Origin of the sequence: Pseudomonas sp. (assembly GCF_050739655.1) — a bacterium.
GTDB lineage: Bacteria > Pseudomonadota > Gammaproteobacteria > Pseudomonadales > Pseudomonadaceae > Aquipseudomonas.
Genome location: NZ_JBOIBY010000216.1, coordinates 1 through 4,941, shown reverse-complemented (window position 1 = coordinate 4,941; position 4,941 = coordinate 1). Strand labels below are relative to the sequence as shown.

The window sequence follows — 4,941 nt, the reverse complement described above, 5'->3', positions numbered from 1 at the left end:
CGGCCGAGAGTGTGTAAAAACGCTAAATCGGGTTTTCTATAGCGACGCCAGGAGACCGTGCTCACGTTTCGCAAACTGATCAAGGTCACGACGTTTTCAGCAACAGTTAAAACGGCTCAGCAGCCTCTTAAAGTCCTTTGGCCGGGGTGTAAAAGACCGGTTTTTACGCCGTTAACGCTTTCATCAAGCCAGTGGTGCCGATGATGCTCATAACCCTTTTCAGGTTGTAGGCGAGCACGTTCAAGCTCATTTCGGCGCTCACCCCGTTGAGCTTTCGGGTCAGGAAGTGTGTCGCGCCCATCCATTGTTTGAGCGTCCCGAAGGGATGCTCAACAGTCCGTTTTCGGATTCCCATCATCTCCGGCGCGTTGCTCAGCCGGGTCTGCATTTCCTCCAGCACGGCTTCATGTTCCCAGCGCCGGACTCGCCGCTCCGTACTCGGTGTGCACTGCGGTTTCATGGCGCAGCCCCGGCATTTCGAACTCCAGTAACGGTGCAACGTCAGGCCTTTTTCAACGTTGGTATAGCGCCAGATCAGCGCCTCTCCAGCCGGGCAAATGTATTCGTTTTTTGCCGCGTCATAGATGAAGGCATCGTTGTTGAAACGCCCGTCAGCCTTGGCTCCGGAGGTCATCGGCTTGGGCACATAGGCGGTGATGTTGGCATCGTGACAAGCCAGGATTTCTTCGCTTTTGAAGTAACCTCGGTCAGCCACTACCGACAGCACTTCTGGCGCCATCGCTTCGCGGGCCTGCTTGGCCATCGAGCTGAGTTGATCGCGGTCGGAGCCGACGTTGGTGACCTCATGCGCAACGATCAAATGGTGCTGGGTATCGACCGCTGTCTGCACGTTGTAGCCGACGATTCCAGTGCCGCGAGTCATCATGGATCGGGCGTCTGGATCGGTCAGTGAGACCTGTTTATCCGGCGACTCGTTGAGCTGGATTTCAATGACCTGTAACTCTTTCATCTGAGCTTTGAGCTTGTCGATTTTCTCTTGCAGATGAGTAGCCTTGGGCTGAGCGATTGAGGGTTCTTGCTGATCGGCTTCGTCGAGTGCAGTCAGATACCGATTGATACTCGATTCAATTTCTTCCATTCGCCGCTTTAGTTTGGCGCTGGTGAAATTGCGGTCACGATTGTTGACAGCCTTGAATTTACTGCCATCGATGGCAACAAGATTTTCTCCAAACAATCCCAACTGCTGACAGAGCACGACGAACTGGCGACAAACGCCTCGGATGGCCTTGCTGTTGTCTTTTCGGAAGTTGGCAATGGTCTTGAAATCGGGTATCAAACGCCCGGTCAGCCACATCAGCTCGACGTTGCGTTGGGCTTCTCGCTCCAAACGTCGGCTCGACTGGATGCGGTTGAGATAACCGTAGATGTAGATCTTCAGCAAGACCGAGGGATGGTAAGCAGGCCGGCCAGTATCGGCTGGGATGGCACCTTCAAAACGCAGATTGACCAGGTTGAGTTCATCGACAAAGACGTCGACTACGCGCACCGGGTTGGTATCGCTGACGTAGTCGTCGAGACTCTCGGGAAGTAAGGTGCCTTGGCCTCGATGTTCACCTTGAATAAAGCGCTTCATGGGCGATCCTTGCGATGAAATCCTCAGAAATCATAGCAAGGGTTTTCGGGCTGGATAGATACTCAATCGTAGACTTATTGAACCAGCTGCCGGATCCCTAGAGACAAAATCAAACCACCGCATAATCGATCAATAGCTTTTTTCCTCCTTCGATACGCTGAAGCGATCTCAGGTTGCGAAAGAGCGATTGCGACCACTCCATACCAAGTCATCGAAACCACCACTACGACTGCCAGCATCGACAAAAACGTGCTTGGTGAAACGTGGGTGGGGGCTGCCGCTGAGAAAATAGCGGCATAGAAGGCCATGGATTTAGGGTTGCCAATGTTCGTAACGACCCCTTGGATGAATGACTGCCGAAAGTTTCCGACGACAGCATTACTACAGGGGGCAAGCGCGCTCTTCCCGGCCTTGAGCAGCAGTCGGAATCCAAACCACATCAGATAGGCTGCCCCCAGAACTTTTACGATTAGCGCCGCCCAAGGGAACGCAGCAAACACAACGCCGATACCTGCGATTGCACAGGTGGCCCAGAACAAATTGACCAATACGATGCCTGCTACCAAGGCCAAAGCTTCTGACCGCGTAGCAGCTACCGCTTTGTGGACTACTGCAACGAAATTTGGCCCTGGAATAACGACACCGGCCAGGTAAACCAAAAAGACTGTCAAAACGGCGGGACCATCGATCATGTGCATTCCTTTGCGAGTGTTGTGGCCGGGGACGGTCATCATTCAGTTCAAAGCCGTCCGCGGCTTCAACGTACAACGAAATAAAAATTCGATACAGGGCTTTTGAGCGTAGTTGTGTTTTTACACACTCTGGGCCAGAAGCGGTCAGTCGCTCAAAACACTTAAAAACCACTGATTGCTAAAGTAATCAGGATCCGAAAATAGCTCACTCGGTCGAAGGGACGGATGCTTTGCTGCCCAAGCGGATCAGTTCATTGGAGAAACACAGGCCGACGATGATCAGTGCCGCTCCCGCGTACAGGCTTTCGCGCGGTACTTCATTGAGCGCCACAAACGCCAGCAGCGCGGCGAACAGTGGCTCGGTCAGCTCCAGCGCTTGCACTTGGGATGGCTTGAGATACTCGATGGCCTTGGTGGTGCAGAAGAAGCCCAGGATTGTCGGCAGCGTGGCCAACGCCAGCAGCGCGGCGATCGCCAGCGGCGACAGCTCGCCCATCGCGAAACCATCGGCCGCAGCCGGCATCAGCAGGTACAGGCTGCCAAAGAACAACAATTGTCGGGTGAAGTGCAGCCCCCCCGACACACCCATACGCTTCATGGCAACCGAAAAGGCCCCATAGCCGCAGCCGGCCATGGAGGCGAGCGCAGCACCTTGCAGGGTAAAGCCCTGCTGCAGGTCGCCGCCGAAGATCACCGAGATCCCGGCGATAGCCAGTGCGGCGCCCACGGTAGCGTTCGCGGTGATGGCATCCTTGAGGAAAATGCGCCCCAGGATGATCGAGGAAATCGAGGCACTGGCCATCAGCACCACCACTACACCTGCCGCAGCGTAATGCCGATAGGCGGACGTTTCGAAATGGAACAGCACAAAGATGCCAAGGAATGCGCAGATAGCCGCCTGAGTCCATTTGGTCGACGCCGCCGGACGCTTGAGGAAAAACAGTAAGATCGAGAGAAGCACGCAACCCAGTACGGTCTTGATGACAGCGACACTGCTAGCGGTGAAACCATTACTCATGAGTACTTTGCTGAGTACACCGATCGTTGCGTTCAGTGCCGCAGCGGAGAGTGCAAATATGACGCCTTTGCTGAAACTGGATTGCATTGATGACGATCCCTGTCGCTGAATTGTCGTTCGATAGAATGCCGCCCTACATCGACGGCGCAAAGTTTGAGGATACGAGGCGATTGAGTGTTAGTTAAAACATACCCCCCAAGCTAGAGGCGATTATGCACCCTGTTCTCCCAGCACAGGATCAACATGACTCGACAAGGGCCGATTTCAAGCACGATGGTTGCACTTCCAAGTTGATGAATCCGCATTACTTACCTTAGGAAAGTCCATTTAATCGGGGCTAACGACTTTGTCGCCCCCAAGGGAGAAGTCAGAGGGCCTGGCCCTTGGCTATGCAATATGAGTTGACGAACGTTGCAGTGTGCTGCAAAGACTGACGTATATCCGGTTTGGCTATTCCATGCCTGTTGGCAAATTGCTCGACCGCCGCTGTATCAAAACGAGTGGTCTGGATAAAGTCCAAGGCTTCGGGTTTTGTATTCAAAAACCGCGCGACGGGAGGAATACTCAGTAGCAACTTCAGCAATCGGAGTGAAATGTAATGCTTGGGAGACTTTAAGCCCAAAGGTTGTGCCACCTGTACCAGGAGTTCTCGCAAGTTGGGAGTCTGGTCATCAAGCGCCAGCAGTTCCTGGCCCACCATGGCAGGTTCAAAAGCACAAACCGCCACCAGCTCAACCAGGTAATCCACGGTGACCAGTGGCAGCCAGTGCTCGGCGGTACCGGGCACTGCAGTCAGCTTTCCCTGCACAAGGTTGCGTATCAGCTCTACCAGCGGCTGACCGTCAAGGATATGCCCCGTGCGGCTGTGGCCACAAACCGTCGCGGGGTGGACAACGGTCATCTCCCCGCCCTTGGCGGACATGACCTCCAGGGTCGCAAAATGCGCCTCCAGCTTGCTTCCCTCGTAACCACCGACATGTCGGTAGACGGCAGGCCAATTCGTCAGCTGCGGATAACGAGGATCAATTCCGATGCGTTGCAGATGTTCATGATTTTTCAGCATGTAGCCGCCGATCATCACTAACCGGCTTTTTTGCTCAGCCGCCAACAGCGCCACGCGCTTTGCCCCTTCCACATTCACCGCACGAGAATGCTCCACTGAAAGCCCCCATGCGAAGTGGGCGCCCAGGTGGAATATGACTCTGGCGTGCCTTAGCACTTCTCGGTCAGCAAGACTCAGCCCGAGGTTGTCCCGTTCCAGATCGCCAGCTACGGCAAATACCCGGGTTGCGCACCCTCCCAAATTGTCGACTTGCTCCCGCAGTGCAGCTAGTCGCTCTGGGCGACGCATCAACACCCGAATGGTGTGACCTTTTGCACTCAGGTACGCCACCAAATGTTGACCGATGAAGCCGGTACCCCCCGTGACAAAGCACTCCACGCTCATTTCCCTGTTCCTTGTTTAAGGTGAGAAATCAAGCGTAAACTATCGACCCAACTCTATAGTCAAGCGGTGTTTTCATGAAAATCGGCGAACTCGAGGCCCGCAGCGGCGCCAGCCGCCATACGCTGCGTTACTACGAGCAAATCGGCCTGATCTCACCGCTGCGGCAAACTAACAAATATCGCGTTTACAC

At 54.5% G+C, this 4,941-nt stretch carries 5 protein-coding genes; 1 reads left to right on the top strand and 4 read right to left on the bottom strand.

What is annotated here, in order from left to right; genetic code table 11:
- Positions 1 to 163 precede the first annotated feature (163 nt).
- The 4 genes from ACRESJ_RS10750 to ACRESJ_RS10735 form a co-directional block, all read right to left on the bottom strand.
- Complete coding sequence (locus ACRESJ_RS10750; protein ID WP_431757882.1) at positions 164 to 1,594, bottom strand: IS1182 family transposase; 1,431 nt, start codon at positions 1,592 to 1,594, stop codon at positions 164 to 166.
- 74 nt (positions 1,595 to 1,668) lie between these two features.
- The gene (locus tag ACRESJ_RS10745) at positions 1,669 to 2,286 is read right to left on the bottom strand and encodes a LysE family translocator (RefSeq protein ID WP_008071373.1); all 618 of its coding nucleotides are present in this window, start codon (positions 2,284 to 2,286) and stop codon (positions 1,669 to 1,671) included.
- 205 nt (positions 2,287 to 2,491) lie between these two features.
- On the bottom strand, positions 2,492 to 3,391 hold the full coding sequence (locus ACRESJ_RS10740) for a DMT family transporter (protein WP_431757881.1): 900 nt from the start codon (positions 3,389 to 3,391) through the stop codon (positions 2,492 to 2,494).
- Between the two features lie 280 nt (positions 3,392 to 3,671).
- On the bottom strand, positions 3,672 to 4,751 hold the full coding sequence (locus tag ACRESJ_RS10735; RefSeq protein WP_431757880.1) for an SDR family oxidoreductase: 1,080 nt from the start codon (positions 4,749 to 4,751) through the stop codon (positions 3,672 to 3,674).
- A gap of 74 nt (positions 4,752 to 4,825) precedes the next feature.
- Here ACRESJ_RS10735 and ACRESJ_RS10730 point away from each other — a divergent pair.
- The coding region (locus ACRESJ_RS10730) for a MerR family DNA-binding transcriptional regulator (RefSeq protein ID WP_431757883.1) at positions 4,826 to 4,941 on the top strand (116 nt) is incomplete at its 3' end.

Coding starts and splice junctions, on each gene's coding strand:
- ACRESJ_RS10750 (WP_431757882.1), bottom strand. CDS start 1,594: ATGAAGCGCTTTATTCAAGGTGAACATCGAGGCCAAGGCACCTTACTT.
- ACRESJ_RS10745 (WP_008071373.1), bottom strand. CDS start 2,286: ATGATCGATGGTCCCGCCGTTTTGACAGTCTTTTTGGTTTACCTGGCC.
- ACRESJ_RS10740 (WP_431757881.1), bottom strand. CDS start 3,391: ATGCAATCCAGTTTCAGCAAAGGCGTCATATTTGCACTCTCCGCTGCG.
- ACRESJ_RS10735 (WP_431757880.1), bottom strand. CDS start 4,751: ATGAGCGTGGAGTGCTTTGTCACGGGGGGTACCGGCTTCATCGGTCAA.